This window comes from Snodgrassella sp. W6238H11, assembly GCF_016100525.1.
Lineage (GTDB): Bacteria > Pseudomonadota > Gammaproteobacteria > Burkholderiales > Neisseriaceae > Snodgrassella > Snodgrassella alvi.
The window spans coordinates 654799-675674 of record NZ_JACFSH010000001.1; the positions used below are offsets into that span (position 1 = coordinate 654799).

The following is a 20876-nucleotide window of genomic DNA, read 5'->3' on the forward strand; positions in this document are numbered from 1 at the left end:
TGAATGTATCAATTATTTTTGCCAGTAGGTTTTCACATTAACAAACTCATAAATACCAAATTCTGACAATTCGCGTCCGAATCCGGAATCTTTTACTCCGCCAAAAGGCAGGCGTAAATCACTACTCGTATGTCGGTTAATAAATACACTACCCACATTTAAATTTTCTGCGAATTTCCATGCCTGTGAAGTGTTCTGCGTATAAATACTGGCTCCCAGACCAAAAGGATTATCATTAGCCAGCGTTAATGCATGATGATTATCACTGGCTCGCAGAATAATCGCTACTGGTCCAAATACTTCTTCATGATATACACGACAATCCGGATTGACTTTATCCAGAATAGTAGCTGGATAAAACCAGCCTTGTACATTTTCCGGGATTTTACCGCCAAGTAAGCATTGTGCACCCTGGGTTAGTGCATCCTGAACCTGCGCATGAACCAATGTACGTAAATCATTGCGATGCAGTGGTGCCAAAGTTGTGGATGGCAGCCATGGCTCCCCCATTTGCAGTTTCCGGCAGTGTTGCATAAAAACAGCCAGAAATTCATCAGCAATGTCATTATTTATAATCAGCCGTTTGGCCGCATTACATGACTGACCGGCATCGCGAAAGCGTGAATAACAAGCATCTGCCGCAGCCTGCTTAATATCCGCATCATTTAATACAATGAAGGCATTGCTTCCGCCCAGCTCCATAACACATTTGCGTAAATGGCTGCCGGCCAGTGCAGCCAGATATCGCCCGGTTTGGGTTGAACCGGTGAAAGCCAGTGCCTGTGTTTGAGCAATAGCATATTCAATATCATCATTACTGAGCCAGACAAGTTGTAAAGGTAAATCATCCCCTATCAATTCAAACAGCATCTGGCTGATTTTGCCTACAGAAGGTGCCGGTTTCACCAGACAGGCATTTCCGGCACATAAAGCAGGAATAGCAAAGCGCAAAATCTGCCATACCGGATAATTCCATGGCATTACTGCCAATACTGTTCCTAGAGGCTCAAAACGTACCTGACTCAGGCTTGCCTGCGTGGCAATAGTTTTATGAGCAAGCAGCTCGGGCGCTAAATGTGCATAATAACGAATCAGAGCAATAGATTTACTGATTTCTGCTTCACATTCACGCAAACAGCGCCCTACTTCAATACAAATCTGATAGGCCAGTTCGGCTTGTGCTTGTTCCAGTCGCTGAGCAAACTCTAAAAGATAATGAGTGCGTGTTTGCACATTTTCACAGGCAAAATTACGTTGTTTACTGGACAGCTGCTGATACTGTAAATCGAATTCAGCTCTGGTCAGATTTTCACGGGTAAATAGAACTTCACCTGTAATGGCATGATAACTGGTATACAACTCAAAAATCCTTCAACTGCAAACGGTAAATCCATACGTATTGAATACAAGACAATATATGTCTGCAAAAAATATTGACCTTATAAAACTTATAAGGTCAATAATAATTTTATTATTCGTCAGCCGTATCCAGCTTTTGTACACCCTGCTTCACTTTATAGCGATTTTTTAACCATTGCAGATTAGCAACAGCAAGGTTTTGTGCCAGATTTTCGCTGATAATTTGCTTAGCCTGTGGCAAAACATTACCCATATCCTGAGGTGGTTTAATTGCATTAATTTTAACCAATACTGGATTTTGCTGATCAGTAAGTAAAATATATGCCGGTTTATTGTTTGCAGGTTTGGCTTTAATCCAAAGCTGGAAATCACCCTTAGACATCATCGCTACAGCTTGTTGTGGTGTAAGATCTGTACTTGGTGACCATGGCAGACTGGAAACGTCACCTTTATTTAAATTTTCCAGAGCCTGCTTAGCTGATGCTGTCGCCAGCTTTTTGGCTTCCTCGGCAATGTAGTCCTGTTGTATCTGAGGTTTAATCTCTGCAAAAGATGCCTGATGTTCTTTACGTACATCCAGTGCACGTACCACCCAATATGTTCCGTTACCCAAATCAACTGGTTCAGAATTATATCGTTTTATCAGTACATCATTTCCAAATAAAACATCTTGTAGCGCTTTTGGCATCCCACTGGCATTGGCCATATCGCGTGTTACCCAGCCCTGATCTACCTTGTAGATTTGTAAACCAAGCTTATCATTAATCGGCTGTAATGTTTTTGGGTTATTAAATGCCAGATCACTGACAGTTTCTTTCATTTTCGCAACAACAGCCGCACCCTTACGAATCTGAATCTCTTGAGTTAATCGTGGTTTTACACTTTCCAAAGAAGGTTTCGGAGCTGATGCGGAAGTCGGAATCTGATTATATGCTTCCTGCAGCTCAGCTTCACTGACTGTTTCCTTAGCGCCCAGCTCCGCAGCAGACAATTGTACAAATTCATATTTAACAGCCTGCGGAAGATAATAACGTTTTTTATTCGCTTCGTAATAAGCTTTCAGCTTACTATCATCAACAGCTACCTGACTGACAAAATTTGCTGCAGGAAAGGTAATTGTTTGTACCTGACGTGCAGATTGCAACAGATTAATCATTTGTCTGGCCTGTACGTCACTTACCAGATTACCGGCTTTCATAAGATTCAGCATAGTCTGCATAGCGTACTGTTTACGCATACCGTTTATCAGAGCTTCTTCTGTCATTCCTGACTGTTGTAAAAATGCGCGATATTTGGCTTCTACAAATTTTCCGTTTTCCTGAAAACTCGGGTCAGATGCAATCACCTGTTTTATCTGGCTGATAGAAACATTAATATTCATATCATTAGCAGCCTGCTGAATATAAGCCTGATCACGCAGTGTTTCATAAGCAAGCTGTTTACTTACCGGATTACCGGAAGCGTTCTGTAAACGCCGCTGAAAATCATTGACATCGTTTATTTTAATTTTTATGTCGCCTACTTTGCTGACATAATCAGAACCGGGAACAGCCAGTGAATAGCCGCCTGCAAATACAAAACTTAGACAAATCGCGCCTAGAATAATCTGAGCCGGGGTTTTATATTTTTCTACAATGTGAAACATGAGATTCAGTTAACTTTATTCAAAACAGACAGAACGATATTGTAACTTTTTTTATTAAGCTAAACCATGTTGATTAAAGAATTAATGCACAAAAGCGACAAACAATAAAAAAGGCGGGAAAATATCCCGCCCAGCCTGATTACAGAATTTAAATCAAAGAGCATCTTTCAGTGCTTTACCTGCACGGAACTTAGGAGTTTTGGCTGCTTTGATTTGCAATGGCTCGCCAGTTTTCGGGTTACGTCCGGCACGTGCAGCACGTTCACCAACATAAAATGTACCGAAACCCACTAAAGTTACAGTATCACCACTTTTCAGTGCTTTAGTAACAGAGCTAATCATACCGTCCAGAGCCTTTGCTGCAGAAGCTTTAGGTAAATCGGCTTCCTGAGCAATAGCTTCAATCAATTCAGACTTATTCACAATAAAGTCCCTTTCTGTTGTTATGTTCATATGATTTTCAGTTTCCGACCATTTCCTTTATGGCAAAAACTGAACAATACATTACGATTACTTTATAACAAGCCCAAATTCTTTATGTCAAGCGCCGACACATCTACATTGAGTTAAATCATGCCAAAAACAATGCCATTCACCATTAGTGTTGGTGAATGGCTGCATACTCAGTGTTTTACGGTTTTTGTTGTTGACTTAGGCGCTGAATTAGCTATTACATTTTCTTCCGGTGCACTTTGCCATGGGCTGGGTGGATAAGCCAGTCCAAGATTAAGTACTTCATCTATCCACTGTACCGGATGAATAGTCAGCTGTTCACAGATGTTAGCCGGAATTTCTTCCAGATCTTTAACATTATCTTTCGGAATCAGCACATGCTTTATTCCGCCACGTAAAGCAGCCAGCAGCTTTTCTTTCAGCCCGCCAATTGGCAGAATTTCTCCTCGCAGAGTAATTTCGCCAGTCATAGCTACATCCGCACGTACCGGTATACCGGTAAAAGCAGAAACCAAAGCTAGAGTTATGGCACTACCAGCACTCGGACCATCTTTCGGCGTAGCACCTTCTGGAACATGTACGTGAATATCATTTTTTTCATAAAAATCAGGCTCGATACCCAGACTTTCAGCCCGTGAACGAACAACACTCCACGCAGCGCTGACAGATTCCTGCATCACATCACCAAGCTTACCGGTACGCAGAATATTGCCTTTACCACGAAATTTGCTGGCTTCAATAGTTAAAAGCTCACCACCCACTTCTGTCCAGGCTAGTCCTGTTACCTGACCAATACGGTTTTCATTTTCCGCTACTCCATAATCAAAGCGGCGGACACCAAGATAGTCATGTAAATTATCTGCATTAATGACAATAGTTTCTGGTTTTGCTTTAGTTTTTTTACCTTTACTGGTATTTTCTGCTGCAACCGCTTGCTTCATTACTACTTTACGGCAAATTTTGGCTATTTCACGATCAAGTGAACGTACACCGGCTTCACGGGTGTAATAACGGATAATATCGCGTACAGCTGATTCCTCAATGCAGATTTCACCGTCGCGTACACCATTTTGCTTGATCTGTTTAGCTACCAGATATTTCATGGCAATATTAATTTTTTCATCTTCGGTATAACCGGAAAGACGAATAATTTCCATACGGTCAAGTAGCGGAGACGGAATGTTCATACTATTAGATGTAGCAATAAACATTACATCTGATAAATCAAATTCAACCTCTGCATAATGGTCAGAAAAAGAATGGTTTTGTTCAGGATCAAGCACTTCAAGTAAAGCACTGGCAGGATCACCCCTGAAATCATTACCTAATTTATCAATTTCATCGAGTAAAAATAGTGGGTTTTTAACACCAACCTTGGCCATGTTTTGCAGAATTTTACCAGGCATTGAGCCGATATAAGTTCGCCGGTGGCCGCGGATTTCACTCTCATCATGCACACCACCTAACGCCATACGAACATATTTTCGTCCGGTTGCTTTAGCAATGGATTCACCCAGTGATGTTTTACCTACACCCGGAGGGCCGACCAGACATAAAATAGGCCCCTTAAGCTGATTCATGCGTTTTTGCACTGCAAGATATTCAAGAATGCGTTCTTTAACTTTTTCGAGACCATAGTGGTCGGCATTCAGAATCATATCGGCTTTGCCAATATCTTTGCTTACCTTGGATTTCTTTTTCCACGGTAATTCAAGCAGCGTATCTATATAATTACGAACAACAGTTGATTCAGCTGACATCGGAGGCATCATGCGCAATTTTTTGAATTCAGACAGACATTTTTCTTCTGCCTCTTTGCTCATACCTGCCTGGCGAATCTGCGCTTCAAGATTAGTCAGATCATCATCTTCTTCACCCAGCTCTTTCTGAATCGCTTTTACCTGCTCATTCAGATAATATTCGCGCTGCGATTTTTCCATTTGCCGCTTTACTCGCCCGCGAATACGTTTTTCTACCTGAAGGATATCCAGCTCAGACTCAAGCAAATGAAGTAAATGTTCCAGACGCGCAGTCACATTGGTCATAGCAAGGATTTGCTGACGCTGATCAAGTTTCAGCTGCAAGTGGGCAGCAATAGTATCAGCCAGACGGCTAAGAGTATCGATACCGTTAATAGTAGTAATGACTTCTGCCGGAATTTTTTTATTTAATTTTGCCAGCTGTTCAAACTGGGATAATAATGTACGACGTAATGCCTCATCATCGTGTTTATCCTCTTCAATGGCATCCGTACATTTTTCTATATGAGCCTCAACATACGGCCCGCTTTCATCAATATACTGTACCTTAGCCCGGTACAGACCTTCCACAAGTACTTTAACCGTACCATCAGGTAATTTAAGCACTTGCAGAATACTGGCTACTGTGCCCATGTCATACATGTCTTCAGCATGTGGCTCATCAGTATCTGCGTTTTTCTGTGCCAGCAAAAATACCGGTTCATCATGCTCCATGGCAGCATCCAGAGCCGCTATGGATTTTTCACGTCCTACAAAAAGGGGCAATACCATATGCGGGTAAACGACAACATCACGCAAAGGCAACATTGCCATCGTGGTTGGCTGTAACGGAGCAGAATCATAAACTTCAGCCATGTAATGCCTCAATCTTTCCTGGAAATATGCAATTAAATTGGATGTTAAAATGGTGCTAAACCAGTTTTTTTCAAGTATTTCAAATATTGAATAATTATTGAAAAATTCTGTATCAAGAAGATTTATTTTAAAAAGAGAAATATTAGCCGGACAAATATATGGCATCTGAAATTAATCTGTCCGGCCAGATAAACTAGCGAATTACCGGTTTATAGCGAATACGTTTAGGTTTTGCACCTTCTTCTCCCAGACGACGTTTTTTATCAGCTTCATACTCCTGATAATTGCCATCAAAAAATACCCATTTTGATTCACCTTCAGCAGCCAGAATATGTGTGGCAATCCGGTCAAGAAACCAGCGGTCATGTGAAACGACGAGTACGCTGCCGGCAAATTCCAGTAAGGCCTCTTCAAGAGCACGCAGAGTTTCCACATCCAGATCATTCGATGGTTCATCCAGCAACAATACATTACCACCGGAAATTAAAGTTTTGGCCAGATGCAGACGTCCGCGCTCACCTCCGGATAGTTTTCCTACAATTTTACTCTGGTCACTGCCTTTAAAGTTGAATCTGCCCAGATAGGCTCGGGCAGGAATTTCAAATTGTCCTACCTGTAAAATATCACGCCCTTCTGCTATTTCATCAAATACGTTTTTATCATCATGCAGACCGTTACGGCTTTGATCAACAATTGATAATTTTACTGTCTGACCAATCTTTACCTCACCCGTATCCGGCTTTTCCTGTCCGGTAATCAGTTTGAATAATGTAGATTTACCGGCTCCGTTTGGTCCGATAATCCCAACAATGGCACCAGGCGGAATTTTAAAACTTAAATCATCAATGAGTAATTTGTCACCAAAACTTTTGCTGACATGCTCAAACTCAATCACCTCATTACCCAGACGCTCGGCTACTGGAATAAATATTTCCTGAGTTTCATTACGTTTCTGATATTCGTAATTACTCATTTCTTCAAAACGCGCCAGACGGGCTTTAGATTTAGCCTGACGCCCGCGTGCATTCTGTCTTACCCACTCAAGCTCTTGCTTCATGGCTTTAATTCTTGCGGCCTCGGTTTTAGCTTCGTGCTCCAGTCGGGCTTCTTTTTGTTCCAGCCATGAACTATAGTTACCTTTCCATGGAATACCATGTCCTCGGTCTAATTCCAGAATCCACTCTGCAGCATTATCCAGAAAATAGCGGTCATGCGTAACAGCTACAACTGTACCCGGAAAACGAACCAGAAACTGTTCCAGCCATTCTACTGATTCTGCATCAAGGTGATTAGTCGGTTCATCCAGTAACAGCATATCCGGCTTACTTAATAGCAATTTACATAATGCAACTCTGCGTTTTTCCCCGCCGGACAAATTACCAATCCGTGCATCCCATTCTGGTAACCGCAGTGCATCAGCAGCAATTTCAAGCTGATGTTCTAAATTATCTCCGGCCCCTGCCGCGATAATAGCTTCCAGCCGTGCCTGCTCTTCAGCCAGCGCATCAAAATCAGCATCCGGTTCTGCATAAGCAGCATATACTTCTTCCAGTTTTTTCTGTGCACCGGCTACATCCCCCAAACCGGATTCCACTTCTTCTCTCACCGTTTTATCAGCATCAAGCTGGGGCTCCTGTGGTAAATAGCCGATTTTAATACCACTCATTGGAATGGCTTCACCTTCAAATTCGGTATCTACTCCGGCCATAATTTTTAAAACAGTGGATTTCCCAGCACCATTAAGTCCCAGCAAACCAATTTTGGCACCGGGAAAAAAAGATAAAGAAATATCCTTGATAATCTGTTTTTGAGGCGGCACGGTTTTACTTACGCGCAGCATTGAGTATACATATTGGCTCATAGCATATTCATCAGTGTAAATTAGTCAGAATCAGCCTGAAAGGAAGGGCTGATGATTATGATTTTAATTTTAGCATGCATATACCTGCTGTTAGCGAATGCTTTGCGTTAAAATACCACCATTTATTTCCTTGCTATCCTTCATGAATATAATCTCAACCCTGATAGATTTCATTTTACATATTGATCAGCACCTGCAATTTATTGTGACTCAATATGGAATATGGATTTATGTAATTCTGTTTGCTTTGATTTTTTGTGAAACCGGATTAGTAGTTACTCCGTTTCTGCCTGGGGATTCCTTGTTGTTTGCAGCCGGTGGAATCGCTGCTATAGGCGAGATGAATGTGCATTTTATGGTTGTGTTGTTACTGGCTGCCGCTATCATCGGTGATGCCGTAAATTTTTCAATCGGAAAAAAATTCGGTGCCCATCTGTTTGCAAATCCGCATTCGAAAATATTCAAACAAATTTATTTACACAAAACACAGGAATTTTATGCAAAGCATGGCGGAAAGACGATTATCATTGCCCGTTTTGTGCCAATAGTGCGTACATTTGCACCGTTTGTAGCCGGAATGGGACATATGCATTATGGTCATTTTATACGCTATAACTGTATTGGTGCTATCCTCTGGGTTGTGCTGTTTTCTTATGCCGGGTATTTTTTTGGTAATCTGCCATTCATTAAACAGAATCTTTCTCTGGCATTGATTATTATCATTGCTGTTTCTCTATTGCCGGCTGTTATAGAAATACTGCGTCACAAATTTGCAGCTTCAAAGCAAAATTAAATATTCTTTTTGCTGTTAATAACGATATTACAGGCATGTTATGAATCAGATACATGTATTACCCGATCATTTAATTAACCAGATAGCTGCCGGAGAAGTGATTGAACGTCCGGCCAATGCACTGAAAGAAATAATTGAAAACAGTCTGGATGCGGGAGCCAGCCATATTGATATTCAGCTGGAAGCCGGTGGTATCAAACGTTTGTCGGTTACTGATGATGGCCAGGGCATAGATAAGACAGATATTCCGCTAGCTTTACATCGCCATGCAACAAGTAAAATCAGTTCTCTGGAAGATCTGGAAAAAGTAGTAAGCATGGGTTTTCGTGGTGAAGGTCTGGCCAGCATTGCCTCAGTCAGCCGCCTGACTCTGACCAGCCGTACAGACATGGATAATCACGCAACTCAGATTTATGCAGAAGACGGCAAACTCAGTGATATTAAACCAGCTGCACATTCCACTGGAACGACTGTTGATGTAGTTGAACTTTTTTTCAATACACCGGCAAGGCGTCAGTTTCTTAAATCACCTGCAACTGAGTTTGCTCATTGCCGTACCATGGTAGAACGTCTGGCACTGGCTCATCCTGAAGTAGCATTCAGTTTACAGCATAATAATAAAAATATACTTTCATTGCCTGCACAATCCCTGCAAGAGCGCTGCTCAGCCATTATGGGAGCAGATTTTACCGCTGCCAGCCTGAGTGTTGACGAAAAACTCAATGAAATGCGTTTACACGGACTCATTAGTAAACCCACTTTTACACATGGCAAAACCAGCCAGCAATATATTTTTGTCAATCAACGATTTGTACGGGATAAAATTATTCTGCATGCAGTTAAACAGGCATATAACGATGTTTTACATCAGGCTTTAACACCTGCATTTATCCTGTTTCTTACCTTGCCGCCTACCGAAGTTGATGCAAATGTCCACCCAACCAAAACTGAAGTGCGTTTCCGCCAAGGTCAGGCTGTACATCAGCTTGTATTTCATACTTTGAATAAATGTCTGGCTTCTACTAATGCCAGCCATACCACCTCTGTATCCCAGCCGGAAACAGCACTCAAAGATATTATGCAAAAACAGCCGGCTGAAGCTCAACAAGTATTTGGTTCTAATAAAATCAATACTGCAATACACTCTCCGGCACCATATCAGCGAAGCCATACACCAGTTCAGCGCAATCTGAGTTTAAAAGAATCACAGAGTGCTCTGAATACTTATGCTGAATTATATAAATCAGAACCAGTACTTGAAAACAATACAATCAGTATCCCACAATCAGTAGAAGTTGATAATGAACTGGCCAACTTGGAGCAAGTACGCGGTATAAATTCTACTTATCAATCATTACAAGCAAATGAAACGATAATTCCCCCACTGGGATATGCTATTGCCCAGCTACTTGATATATATATTCTGGCACAAGCAGAAGACGCACTTATTCTGGTCGACATGCATGCTAGTGCCGAACGGGTGAATTATGAAAAAATGAAGCAACAGCGTGATGCAACGGGTAAAGTAAGCAGTCAGAAATTACTGATTCCAATCCGCTTTAATGCCAGCCATGAAGAAATTGCCCTGGCAAATGAATATGCCGCTACTTTACAAGATTATGGTCTGGATATTTCGGTTGAAAATCATCAGCAATTGGTGGTGCATACCGTACCGGCTATGTTGGTAAAAAGCGATATTAAGCTGCTGGTACAGGAAGTTTTGGATGATTTAATGAAAATTGGCAATAGCGAAGTCATCAGGGAACGGGAAAACCGCATTCTTTCCGCTTTAGCCTGTCACGGTTCAGTACGTGCAGGACGTAAATTAACTTTACCGGAGATGAATGCATTACTGCGCGATATGGAAAATACTGAACGTGCTAATCAGTGTAATCATGGTCGCCCGACATGGGTAAAACTTCGCTTGCAGGATTTAGATGCTTTATTTTTGAGAGGTCAATAATTATCTATACTAAGATTAGATATATAAATTAATAAAAACCTCTTAATCAGCAAGATTAAGAGGTTTTTATACTAATGATAGTTAGTGATTAGTGGCAGCCTGAGGTATAGAAGCAGTTTCAGACGCTGCCGGTAATTCAGCATAATCCGGCTCAGGTTCTGATTCGTTATTCCACATTTTACCATTCAGATAAAGCTTACCACCCATTAATTTCAGATGAGTTTTAATAACTCCATTGTCGACCTGTATATAGCCTTTGGTCTGCATGGATTTAACGGCACTATCAATCATCAAGCGGATTGTCTGGTCAATATCTTCAAGAGCTTCCGGACCACCAGCACTGGCATCTACTGTAAAAAAGGCACGTGCCTGACTGATAGCAAAATTCTCCATTACTGCCTGAGGAATGGCAAAGTCCATCTCTGATTCAGTTTTGTTCAGCATTAATCCAAACTGCTGCATATCAGAGGCAAGCAGGTTTTTGAAACCAAGGCTGCCATGTATATCTATTAAGCCCTGCGGCATTTGCAATTTAAAACTGTTCAATTTAATAAGCGGGTCATGAGTAAACAGTCCCTGCCCCTCATTACGCACAGCAGATACAATTGCAGCACGAAGTTGCTCATTATTCAGATTCTGAGTTGATAACTGAGTAATTTTGTTGTTGATCGCCACCAGACTGGCTGCATCCAGATGTTCTGCAGATGCATCAATATCCAGCGGACCATAAACATCATTGCCATACTCTAATTTAGCAAAACCAAATTTACCATTACTATTAATCCACTGATCTTTTTCCTGAGTAGAAGTAGCCAGTTTCAGATCCTGAATGTTAATTTTGGCAGGAATACTGCTACCAGCCGGACTAATAAATGCACCTATCTGCAAATTTGTTACCAGATTAACCAATTGATCTAAACGGATACTGTTATCTGATACATCATTCCAGATAAAGGTAATGTTTTTGATACTCAGATCACTATTACCTAAAGCCAGTGATGTTTTACCATGTTCTGTATGGCTGTTCAGCTTTAAATCCTGATAAGACGCATGTCCTTTAGTCGCCAGAATCACATCCAGACCGGGACTGACGGTATGGCTATCATAACTATTAAAATCTTTAGCATAATCAATTGTTGAATCCAGCCCCTGCCAATTGATTTTAATTCCGGATAACTCTTCATAATTGAATTTCGGAATTACAACGTGTATTTGTCCGCTTCCACTTAGATTAATAGTATTTTCAAGCTGTAGTGGCGCGTTCTGACCAAAAAAACGATCAAGAATCTGTTTTGCCTGAGGCGTGAACTGCAGCTCAGTTTCTACATGAGCCCGTACAGGTCGAATACTGCCGGCAAATAATCCATGATGTACATGATTAACCAAAGTAATCGGTTGTTGCAGTACCGTGCGTACATTATCCGGTAACTGTTGCTGTACACCGGCAAAAAAACTGGGTTTAAAGCGAATCTGCATAGTCTCTGTTGAGCTAAACCAGCCTCGTTCATAGTTCTGCTTTTCAATCAGCAGAAAAGAATTTTTGGCTAGTAAAGCACGCTGTTCGTCCAGACTTTGCTGGGCTTTAATACCCAGATAGTATGGCAAACCCAGTAAAATCAGTAATACAACCGCCATTAAGGCAGCAACAATCGTTACAATACGTTTATTCATGCTTGAAATATCTTATATATCTACATTCTGCAAGATTAGCAGGATAACATCAAACAGAGCATTTGTCCGCCGGGTTTGCTGCTGATAACTGCTCTGGTTTCATTCCGGTATCTGCAAATCAGACCCGAAAAATAAAAATATTAATTGTTTGGTAGGGTGTTTACCAAAAGCCGCTGCCGCTGTTGTTCAAATAAACAAATAGTTGCAGCCATAGCCACGTTAAGTGATTCAGTCTGACCGGTCATGGGAATAATTACGTGTCTGGAAGCAGCTTGTAGCATTTTTGCACTCAGTCCGCTTCCTTCATTGCCGAATATCCAGCCGGCAGGTTCGTTCAGATTTAATGTATAAAGACTATGAGACTCAGGACTCAATGCCGTAGCATACAACGGATAGGCATAATCAGTACACCAGGCTGTTAAATCGGAAACAGTCTGTATATTCAGATAGGCATGCGCGCCCATTGCCGCACGTAAGACTTTGGGCGACCAGACATCGACACAATCTTTGCTCAGTACAATATTATGAACACCGGCAGCCAGAGCACTGCGTAAAATGGTGCCGGTATTACCGGGATCCTGTACTCTTTCTAAAAGAATAACATCCTGAATGTCTGATGCAGATACAACCACCGGTAACTTCACTATTGCTACAGGTTCTCTTGAATTAACTAAATCACTGATTTTATCCAGCAGATTGTTGGCAACCAGTACAACCTGATGCGCCGGAATTGCTGCGAGCAAATCAGAAATTTCCGAGTCATGAATACGCTGTTGCGGTAAATATAATGTCTGAATTAAATATCCTGCCTGAATGAATGTTTCAATCAGATGAACACCTTCCAGTACAGCAAGCTGATGCTGACGACGGTAATGAGACTGAGCAATTAATCTGGACAAATGCTTCAGTTCATTATTACTGGCAGATTGTATAATTTTATAACTCATACAATATTCTGGCTTTCTTCTAATTGCTGATTAAGAACCTGACTGATTTGATTAACGGCTGTTAAAATACGCAGCTGGGTAAATAACTTTCCTGCTTCAGGGTAATTTAATTTAAGCATGCCCAGCCATTGCTTTAGTCTGGATACCGGATAAGCAGAACCCTCAGCGGCTTTATCACAACAACTATTAAAAAAATCATTAATCCACGGCAGAATTTCTTGCCATGATAGAGCAGATATTATTTGCCCATGATTATAGGCAGCAATTTGCCGCGCCAGATCCGGACATTGAATTGCCCCGCGTCCCAGCATAACATCTGTACAATTACTAACAGCACGGATTTTCTGATAATCAGCCAGTGTAAATACATCACCATTAGCAATAACCGGAATACAAACTGTCTGATTAATACGTCCTATCCATTCCCAATGAGCGGGAGGCCGGTAACCTTCGATTTTTGTACGTGCATGTACTGTTAGCTGCTCTGCACCACCCTGTTCTATGGCCTGTGCACAATCTAGAGCCAGATCTTTATTTTCATAACCCAGACGCATTTTGGCACTCAGCATAATTTTATCTGGCAGGCTTTTGCGTACTTTGGCTACTATTTGTTCAATTTTATCTGGATACTGCAGGAGAACTGCACCACCCTGATGCTGGTTAACTGTAGGAGCTGGGCAACCAAAATTTAAATCAATATGTGTAGCCCCCAGTTCAACTACCTTTTGAGCATTCAGTGCCATATTTTCTGCATCGCTTCCTAATATCTGTACGGCTACAGCAGTACCAGCCTGAGTTTGATTATTATTTGTCAGTTCAGGCATATATTTCAGCCAGATAGAGCGACCATGAATGGTATGAGTTATGCGCACAAATTCAGTAACACAAACATCAAATCCGCCAATGCGTGTTAACAGATCGCGCATTGGCGCATCTATTAAACCCTGCATAGGCGCCAAAAATAATTTTGGTACAGTACTTTTAGTTTGCAAAATAATACAGCCCACACAAATTACAATTACTTAAATCAAAAAACAACGCAACTCGTTTTATAAACAAGTTGCGTCGACAATTATAAAATAAAATTGCTTTTAAAAGCTTTAATCGCGTAATGTTTCAATCAGATCGATTAATAATTCCACATCTTCTTTTTTCAATACTTCAAAGCCGTCATTTAAACCCAAGTCCTCCAACAGCATTTCACCAGCCGGAGTATCATGCATAGTACTAAATGCATTCTGTAAGTTTTCCAGCATTTCTGCATTACGCGGATGCAATAAAATCAAATGATATAAATCATTGATTTTACTTTCAATTAAAAGATTTAAGCGACTTCGTGTAATAGCAGTCAATTTATGATAGGCAGAGGACATAAATAAACCAATATTACCCTGATTCTGTATCAGTCCGCGGGCAACAGCTGCGAAAGATTCACTTTTAATCCATGTTAAATCTTTTTCTTCTATATCTACGGCTTCCAACAGTCGCAAAGCAATTAGTTTAACATCGTAATTCTCGGTACACAGAATTGACATACCGGGCTTGATATCGGCAAGTGATTTGATCTCACTGTCTGCACTACTGGCAATAACCATCTCATCAAAACAATTGACAGGCTTTACTACCGGCAAATAACCAAGTTCGCGAATGAGCTTGGAAGCATTGAACGGATTAGCATAGATAATATCAACATTATCCTTATCAATTTCCTGCTGTTCTTCTTCAGCATTGCTGGCCATTGATAAATGCACCGGTGCATCAATCAGCCGTTGCAGGCGAGTATTAAGAAAATGCCATCCGGCATAGTATTCAGGAGGAAAATCTGGGGCAATTAAAAAATTGATAGTCATGAGTTACCCCGCTCTTCTTTCATGAGGCCTTCATATAATGCCTGCATTTCTAATACTTTACTACGGGAAGGTTTTCGTCGTACAGAGGTATAACCTTCAATAACACCATCGCGAATATTGGGTACTATCGTAGCGTAAACCCAGTAAAAACCACCGTCTTTACGCAGGTTTTTTACATAGCCATGCCATTTCTTTCCTTGCTCTACAGTATCCCACAAATCTTTATAAGCTACTTTGGGCATATCAGGATGGCGTAATATATAGTGCTCGGCACCCATCAGTTCATCGCGCGACCAGCCACTCATGTGTACAAATACTTCATTTGCATGAGTGATAATTCCCTTCAGATCAGTTCTGGAAGTAATCAGACAGCCATCAGGAAACTCTGTTTCTACATCAGTACAATATACCGTGCGTTTTACACCATCGTAATGTGTCAATTCAAATGTGCGGTGTTCGATTTCTGGCACTTTCATTGGTGAAATCATTATGACTCCATTTTCTTGAATGTGGACAACCAAGCAAATAATGCAAAAATTAATTTGCAATATATATTGCGCCGATTAGCAAAAGAACACAAAGCATTTAATCAGGTTGTGTAAAAAAAGACACTATTTATTGACACAAATCAATCAATATTCAACTTAATGTAAAAAAAAATATACACTGATTAATTAGATATAACATAAAGTGGAGCCATTTATCACCTCCAAAAAAGCTCTATATTTACCGTTTTTTTGAAGACTCAGACTGATATAAACCAGCCCATTTCATAATATTGGCTACTTCAAATTCATTTAGTTCGTAATACTGACCACGTTTCAGCCTATTTGGTAAAACAATCGGTCCAAATCGCACACGAACCAGCCGGCTTACGGTCAGCCCCTGACTTTCAAATAAACGCCTTACCTCTCGGTTGCGACCCTCTTTAATGATGATGTTGTACCATTTATTCGCTCCCTCACCACCCTGTTCCCACAGATGCTGAGCCTGAGCAATACCATCTTCTAGTTCGACACCATTGAGCAAACTCTGTTTCTGTTCTTCACTCAGTTCACCCAGAACACGAACAGCATATTCGCGTTCTACTTCAAAACTCGGATGAGCAAACCGGTTAACCAGTTCGCCGGAAGTGGTTAATATCAATAACCCGCATGTATTGATATCTAGACGACCAATGGCTACCCAGCGACTGCTGGCTGTCTGAGGCAAGCGGTCAAATACACTGACTCTTCCCTGCGGATCATCACGGCTGACAATTTCACCTTCCTGTTTGTAATAAACCATAATGCGCGGCAAACGATCCGGCCATTTGATATTAATAGCAGAACCGCGCACACTGACTTCATCATCCGGCGTGATTTTGTCTCCCAATTGAGCCACTTTACCGTTAATACGTACCAGCCCCTGACTAATCCACTGCTCCATTTCCCGTCTTGAACCTGCGCCAGAAGCGGCAAGAGCTTTTTGTAGTCTTACAGGTTCCATTTTTTCCAGACTGATACGCTGTTCTTTCAACATCCGTGCCCGTTGCTGAATTTCTTGATTAGGCGTACGCTGCACCAGTTTTTTGGCACGCTGCACTTTCGTTTTTGTATTAGCTGTAATTACAGAACTATCCGCTTTACCACCAGTATTATTTTGCTGTCTGAGAGCTGATTTGGTCTTATTGCCGGAGTACCGCCCGGAGACATGTTTATTGCTTTTACTGGCTACTCCGTCACGTATCTGACGTTTAGTTAATTTTTTCTTGGCTTGATTCATTCATATACTCCTATCTGTCTTCAGACAGTTCTTCTGCGGTAGACTGATCTACGGCAGGTTCATTTAAATCAGGTAAGACAAGTTCACCCAATTCTGTTAATGGTGGTAACTGGCTTAAATCTTCCAGCTGCAAATCACTCAGAAAGCTAGCTGTGGTAGCCCATAAATTTGGCCTTCCCAGGCTATCACGCTGTCCGATAATTTCTATCCAGCCTCGATCCTGTAATGTTTGTAAAACATTACTTGAGACAGCAACACCACGGATAGCCTCAATATCACTTCGCGTTACCGGCTGCTGGTAGGCAATGATGGCCAGTGTTTCCAGTACAGCCCGGGAATAACGGGGGGTGCGCTGAACATCCAGACTGGCCAAACGGGGATAAGCAGCATGAGTAACCTGAAAGCGCCAGCCCTCAGCACTATGCACCAGATTAAGTGCCCTTTCCTGCCAGCGTATTTGCAGTGCTTGCAGTATGCTGGTTAACTCATCTGATGATAAAGGTGGTTCAGTAAGCGCAGACAAAATTTTTTCACTTAATGCCTCACTTTGGGTCAGCAATGCAGCTTCAATTAATGCTTCGATAGAAACAGATTGATTCATAGTCATATATTTCTATACTTAAATTGAAATCCGTTTTAAATAATCTATAAAGATTAACCTTTGCGCGCAGCTTTTCTGGCTGCCCGTTCTGCCTTAAGCTGTGCTTCATGCTGCTGACCTTTTTTCAACCAAACTGCCCACTGATTGGGCGTTTCCAATGTAATACGACCGATTAGTCCGTCACGAAAATCGGTCAGCAGACGTTCAGCAGCTTTCTGGTAATCAATGCGCCCGCCACTTAATAATGCACCACGCTTTTTACCTACCCATTCTAACCATTGATCATCAAGCCAGTGCGGGCTTTCGCTCAGGTCAGCCTGATAGCGTTGCTGTAGTAATGGCAAATAATGCCGGCGCAGATAATCCAGTAATTCCAGTGCTACCACCTCTTCATCCAGGGCATTACGACCCACAGCACCACTGGCAGCTAAATTATAACCGGCCTCCTCAACTATAATTTTCGGCCATAACATTCCGGGCGTGTCGTATAACCAGAAATCATCAGCCAGTATCAGCCGCTGTTCAGCCTTAGTAATACCCGGTTCATTACCGGTTTTGGCACTGCGTTTACCCAGCATGCCATTAATCAGGGTAGATTTACCTACATTGGGAATACCGCAAATAAGCACTCTCAGTGGTCTGTCCAAACCGTAGCGGTTAGGAACCAGTGCGCGGCTGGCCGCAATAATTCTGTTTGCAGCCTGCTTTTCTGATGCATCCAGTGCCAACACATTAGTATTAGGCTGGGAACGGTAATCAGCCAGCCACAACTCTGTGCGCTCGGGATCAGCTAAGTCCTGCTTGTTCAGAATTTTTAATTTTGGTTTATTCCCGGACAGTTTTGCCAGCAAAGGATTAGCACTGGAAGCAGGCAGGCGGGCATCCAGTACTTCAATTACCATATCCACGCTCTTTATCCGTTCGGCAATGACTTTTTTGGCTTTGTTCATATGCCCGGGATACCACTGAATAGCCATAAACTGTCCTTGTCTGAAATCAGAAAATATCAAAACTGAAAACATTCAGGCAGCCTGACATCAGGCTGCCTGAATAACGCATAATGCGTATTATACCGTTTTTTCAGAATGATTACTTAATTCTAACTGTCTGTGCCGAATCAATACTGAATATGCATTTAACCTGTTTGCCAGTGCTTCTACAATATAGACAGAACGATGCTGACCACCAGTACAGCCGATGCCAATATTAACATAACTGCGACTTTCTTTTTCCATGTGCGGTAACCAGCGCAATAGAAAACCGGATAAATCATCTATCATTTCTGCCATAACCGGCTGTCCGGAAAAAAATGTCTTTACAGATTCATCCAGACCACTATACGGACGTAAGTGGAAATCGTAATAGGGATTAGGTAAAAAACGCACATCAAAAACGAAATCAAGACCGACAGGTACACCAAATTTATAACCAAAAGACTCCAGAACAACACGCATTGGCGCTACCGGCAAGTGCAACCATTGCTGAATCTGACGGCGCAATTGCGGTACATTCAGTAATGAGGTGTCTATTACATAAGCATGGCTTTGCAAAGTGGACATGTATTGCTGTTCAGCAGAAACACTCTCACTTAATGTTTTATGTTCCCGTGCCAATGGATGGCTGCGGCGTGTTTCTGAAAACCGGCGCAATAAAACGGCTACAGAAGAAGTTAAAAACAGCAAATCTACCTGATGTCCCAGAGTACGTAACTGTGTGACCAGTTCCAATACATCTGCAGGGTTAAAGCGTGAACGGATATCTACGCTTACGCCAAGTTGCGCTACATGACTGGCTGCATAGTGTTCAATCAGACCTGGCAACAGCTTTACCGGTAAATTATCAACACAGACAAAGCCGACATCTTCCAGTAAACGTAAAGCAATGGATTTTCCGGAACCGGATAATCCGCTAATCAATACTATCCTCATGATTCACCGCATCCTCTTTCAGCATTGAATTATGACGATCCAGAAATTGCTTGGTACTGTCCTGACCACGCATTTGTAAAATAAAGTTACTCACAGCGGCTTCTACCAGTACCGCCAGATTTCGACCCACTGCTACCGGCAGAGTAACACTGCGAATAGATACATTGAGAATGCTTTCAGTTTCACTTTTTATACTCAGACGGTCAATTCTTTGCATATGGGTATCATCGGCCAGTACCAGATTGATTATCAGCTGTAACTGCTTTTTGGGTCGTACAGCAGTTTCACCGAAAATTGCCCGTATATTCAAAACACCAAGACCGCGCACTTCAAGAAAATCTTTCAGCATAGCCGGACAGCGGCCTTCAAGTGTTTCCGGCCCGATACGGTATAACTCCACCGCATCATCTGCCACCAAGCCATGTCCGCGTGATATCAATTCCAGCGCCAGTTCGCTTTTACCCAGACCTGACTGACCGGTTATCAGCACACCAACTTCAAATACATCCAGAAATACGCCGTATTTAACTGTAGAAGCTGCCAGCACTCTCTGCAGATAAATTCGCAAAACATCCATCAGAAAAGGGCTTTCTGTTTTGGATGTCAGCAAAGGTACATTATGCGTATGACAATAATCACGCAGCATATAGGGCACAGGTAAATCATTTGCGACTATGATCAGTGACATAGTCAAATCGAACAATTCATTAAGCGTAGTTTTAATTTCACCGGCTTCAATTTTATTCAGATACTCGACTTCTGCAATCCCGATTACCTGTACTTGATTGGGATGAATAAAATTCAAATGTCCTACCAGCGCCAGTACCGGCTTATCGGCGTCAATACTGATACGGTTATCCGCACCGGCTGTGCCGGCAGACCATGCAAGTTTCAGTTTTGTCTGATTGTCATGATATAAGCGCCGTACCGAAATACTGGGCATAGTAACGTTTCCTTATACCTGTTCTGCTATCAGTATTTCACGCACACTTTCGGCACTGGTAGCAGACAATAATGCATTGCGTACAGATTTTTGTGAAAATTTTCCGGCCAATTCCGATAAAACATTCAAATGCTTGGTCGATGCATTTTCCGGTACCAATAGTATAAATACCAGACTGACGGGTTGCTCATCCGGAGCGTCAAATGCGATGGGTGTTTGCAGGCGGAAAAACGCACCTACCGTATCTTTTACTGCACCGGTACGCCCGTGCGGAATGGCTACACCCTTACCTAGTGCGGTTGAGCCCAGCTTTTCGCGTGCAAACAAACAATTAAATACATCTTCCTGCGACAAACCTGCCTCTTCGGATAATAATTGACCGGCTTCTTCAAACAGACGTTTCTTACTACTTACATTTAAATCAAGAACCACATGTGAAACCGGTAAAATATCCCCAATTAAACTCATGCTCATATTCAATTC

18 protein-coding genes are annotated in these 20876 nt (G+C 41.9%); 2 read left to right on the plus strand and 16 right to left on the minus strand.

Annotated features, from left to right (window positions below):
• Window positions 1–12: 12 nt before the first annotated feature.
• The 5 genes from H3V00_RS02940 to ettA all read right to left on the minus strand — a co-directional run bounded on the left by H3V00_RS02940 (window position 13) and on the right by ettA (window position 7933).
• Window positions 13–1359, minus strand: coding sequence for an aldehyde dehydrogenase family protein (locus tag H3V00_RS02940; protein WP_198190087.1), 1347 nt, complete (start codon window positions 1357–1359; stop codon window positions 13–15).
• 112 nt (window positions 1360–1471) lie between these two features.
• Window positions 1472–3004, minus strand: a complete 1533-nt coding sequence (locus H3V00_RS02945; RefSeq protein WP_198206473.1) for a peptidylprolyl isomerase — start codon at window positions 3002–3004, stop codon at window positions 1472–1474.
• A 153-nt stretch (window positions 3005–3157) separates the two neighbouring features.
• A complete protein-coding gene (locus H3V00_RS02950; RefSeq protein ID WP_025330749.1) occupies window positions 3158–3427 on the minus strand; it encodes an HU family DNA-binding protein in 270 nt (89 codons plus the stop codon).
• Between the two features lie 200 nt (window positions 3428–3627).
• A complete protein-coding gene (gene lon, locus H3V00_RS02955) occupies window positions 3628–6072 on the minus strand; it encodes an endopeptidase La (RefSeq protein ID WP_370570095.1) in 2445 nt (814 codons plus the stop codon).
• A gap of 193 nt (window positions 6073–6265) precedes the next feature.
• A complete protein-coding gene (gene ettA / locus H3V00_RS02960; protein WP_198206471.1) occupies window positions 6266–7933 on the minus strand; it encodes an energy-dependent translational throttle protein EttA in 1668 nt (555 codons plus the stop codon).
• Between the two features lie 148 nt (window positions 7934–8081).
• On the opposite strand from ettA, the gene H3V00_RS02965 reads away from it, so the two are divergent.
• Together H3V00_RS02965 and mutL are read left to right on the plus strand one after the other, a co-directional pair.
• Window positions 8082–8726: a DedA family protein gene (locus tag H3V00_RS02965; protein ID WP_100126367.1), complete on the plus strand. Its 645-nt coding sequence runs from the start codon at window positions 8082–8084 to the stop codon at window positions 8724–8726.
• A gap of 40 nt (window positions 8727–8766) precedes the next feature.
• Entirely contained in the window at window positions 8767–10689 is a 1923-nt protein-coding gene (mutL, locus tag H3V00_RS02970) for a DNA mismatch repair endonuclease MutL (protein WP_198206469.1), read from the plus strand.
• An 81-nt stretch (window positions 10690–10770) separates the two neighbouring features.
• On the opposite strand, the gene H3V00_RS02975 is transcribed toward mutL, so the two are convergent.
• The 11 genes from H3V00_RS02975 to ptsN all read right to left on the minus strand — a co-directional run bounded on the left by H3V00_RS02975 (window position 10771) and on the right by ptsN (window position 20861).
• Window positions 10771–12360 (minus strand): YdgA family protein, encoded by a 1590-nt coding sequence (locus tag H3V00_RS02975; RefSeq protein WP_198206467.1) that lies wholly within the window; start codon window positions 12358–12360, stop codon window positions 10771–10773.
• Between the two features lie 140 nt (window positions 12361–12500).
• Window positions 12501–13307 carry an RNA methyltransferase gene (locus tag H3V00_RS02980; protein WP_198206465.1) on the minus strand — a complete coding sequence of 269 codons (807 nt, stop codon included), beginning with the start codon at window positions 13305–13307 and terminating at the stop codon, window positions 12501–12503.
• A complete protein-coding gene (locus tag H3V00_RS02985) occupies window positions 13304–14257 on the minus strand; it encodes a tRNA-dihydrouridine synthase (RefSeq protein ID WP_198206463.1) in 954 nt (317 codons plus the stop codon). Before H3V00_RS02985 ends, H3V00_RS02980 begins: the two co-directional genes overlap by 4 nt.
• Window positions 14258–14407: 150 nt before the next feature.
• Window positions 14408–15157: a phosphate/phosphite/phosphonate ABC transporter substrate-binding protein gene (locus H3V00_RS02990; protein WP_025330757.1), complete on the minus strand. Its 750-nt coding sequence runs from the start codon at window positions 15155–15157 to the stop codon at window positions 14408–14410.
• Complete coding sequence (locus tag H3V00_RS02995) at window positions 15154–15645, minus strand: PAS domain-containing protein (RefSeq protein WP_232332590.1); 492 nt, start codon at window positions 15643–15645, stop codon at window positions 15154–15156. The genes H3V00_RS02990 and H3V00_RS02995 overlap by 4 nt, the downstream gene beginning before the upstream one ends.
• 238 nt (window positions 15646–15883) lie before the next feature.
• Complete coding sequence (locus tag H3V00_RS03000; RefSeq protein WP_198206461.1) at window positions 15884–16921, minus strand: pseudouridine synthase; 1038 nt, start codon at window positions 16919–16921, stop codon at window positions 15884–15886.
• A 10-nt stretch (window positions 16922–16931) separates the two neighbouring features.
• Window positions 16932–17522: an SMC-Scp complex subunit ScpB gene (locus H3V00_RS03005; protein ID WP_084585901.1), complete on the minus strand. Its 591-nt coding sequence runs from the start codon at window positions 17520–17522 to the stop codon at window positions 16932–16934.
• 53 nt (window positions 17523–17575) lie between these two features.
• The gene (ylqF, locus tag H3V00_RS03010) at window positions 17576–18499 is read right to left on the minus strand and encodes a ribosome biogenesis GTPase YlqF (protein WP_174830170.1); all 924 of its coding nucleotides are present in this window, start codon (window positions 18497–18499) and stop codon (window positions 17576–17578) included.
• 90 nt (window positions 18500–18589) lie between these two features.
• Window positions 18590–19450 (minus strand): RNase adapter RapZ, encoded by an 861-nt coding sequence (gene rapZ, locus H3V00_RS03015; protein WP_198206459.1) that lies wholly within the window; start codon window positions 19448–19450, stop codon window positions 18590–18592.
• Window positions 19431–20393 (minus strand): HPr(Ser) kinase/phosphatase, encoded by a 963-nt coding sequence (gene hprK, locus H3V00_RS03020; RefSeq protein WP_025330762.1) that lies wholly within the window; start codon window positions 20391–20393, stop codon window positions 19431–19433. Before hprK ends, rapZ begins: the two co-directional genes overlap by 20 nt.
• Window positions 20394–20405: 12 nt before the next feature.
• Window positions 20406–20861, minus strand: coding sequence for a PTS IIA-like nitrogen regulatory protein PtsN (gene ptsN / locus H3V00_RS03025; RefSeq protein ID WP_025330763.1), 456 nt, complete (start codon window positions 20859–20861; stop codon window positions 20406–20408).
• Window positions 20862–20876: the final 15 nt, after the last annotated feature.

Excerpts from the sequence above, each read along its gene's own strand:
- H3V00_RS02990 (WP_025330757.1), bottom strand. The coding sequence starts at position 15,157 with ATGACTATCAATTTTTTAATTGCCCCAGATTTTCCTCCTGAATACTAT.
- H3V00_RS02985 (WP_198206463.1), bottom strand. The coding sequence starts at position 14,257 with ATGCAGGGTTTAATAGATGCGCCAATGCGCGATCTGTTAACACGCATT.
- H3V00_RS02980 (WP_198206465.1), bottom strand. The coding sequence starts at position 13,307 with ATGAGTTATAAAATTATACAATCTGCCAGTAATAATGAACTGAAGCAT.
- mutL (WP_198206469.1), top strand. The coding sequence starts at position 8,767 with ATGAATCAGATACATGTATTACCCGATCATTTAATTAACCAGATAGCT.
- H3V00_RS03000 (WP_198206461.1), bottom strand. The coding sequence starts at position 16,921 with ATGAATCAAGCCAAGAAAAAATTAACTAAACGTCAGATACGTGACGGA.
- H3V00_RS02945 (WP_198206473.1), bottom strand. The coding sequence starts at position 3,004 with ATGTTTCACATTGTAGAAAAATATAAAACCCCGGCTCAGATTATTCTA.
- H3V00_RS02975 (WP_198206467.1), bottom strand. The coding sequence starts at position 12,360 with ATGAATAAACGTATTGTAACGATTGTTGCTGCCTTAATGGCGGTTGTA.
- ettA (WP_198206471.1), bottom strand. The coding sequence starts at position 7,933 with ATGAGCCAATATGTATACTCAATGCTGCGCGTAAGTAAAACCGTGCCG.
- rapZ (WP_198206459.1), bottom strand. The coding sequence starts at position 19,450 with ATGAGGATAGTATTGATTAGCGGATTATCCGGTTCCGGAAAATCCATT.
- lon (WP_370570095.1), bottom strand. The coding sequence starts at position 6,072 with ATGGCTGAAGTTTATGATTCTGCTCCGTTACAGCCAACCACGATGGCA.
- hprK (WP_025330762.1), bottom strand. The coding sequence starts at position 20,393 with ATGCCCAGTATTTCGGTACGGCGCTTATATCATGACAATCAGACAAAA.
- ylqF (WP_174830170.1), bottom strand. The coding sequence starts at position 18,499 with ATGGCTATTCAGTGGTATCCCGGGCATATGAACAAAGCCAAAAAAGTC.
- H3V00_RS02995 (WP_232332590.1), bottom strand. The coding sequence starts at position 15,645 with ATGATTTCACCAATGAAAGTGCCAGAAATCGAACACCGCACATTTGAA.
- H3V00_RS03005 (WP_084585901.1), bottom strand. The coding sequence starts at position 17,522 with ATGAATCAATCTGTTTCTATCGAAGCATTAATTGAAGCTGCATTGCTG.
- ptsN (WP_025330763.1), bottom strand. The coding sequence starts at position 20,861 with ATGAGTTTAATTGGGGATATTTTACCGGTTTCACATGTGGTTCTTGAT.